This window comes from Pseudomonas sp. SDO5522_S412 (assembly GCF_054071215.1).
The window spans coordinates 1-221 of the sequence record NZ_JBSVWQ010000476.1 but is presented as its reverse complement, the minus strand read 5'-3'; the positions used below and the strand labels follow the sequence as shown (position 1 = coordinate 221).

The following is a 221-nucleotide window of genomic DNA, read 5'->3' as shown; positions in this document are numbered from 1 at the left end:
CGCTTCATTCGTCTAATAGCTCCCACCTGCTCCAAAAGGTCCAAGGCGCGAGCCATCTGGGCCTTGTCGGTTCGCATTACTTCACACAGGTCGGCAGCGGTCTTGGTGCATTCGTAGGACTGCCAACCGAGGTTGCGGGTGATCTGCCAGAGCACCGCCTGCGCGTGGAAGGCCTGTGCCGTAGTCTTCGCCGCCGTAAACAGACGTTCGGTCACGGCGTC

General features: G+C 60.6%; 1 protein-coding gene. It reads right to left on the bottom strand.

Features of this window, described 5'->3' with window-relative positions; genetic code table 11:
- Positions 1-221 (bottom strand): hypothetical protein (locus tag ACW9I6_RS32505; RefSeq protein ID WP_457340254.1); only part of this gene is annotated, 221 nt, incomplete at both ends.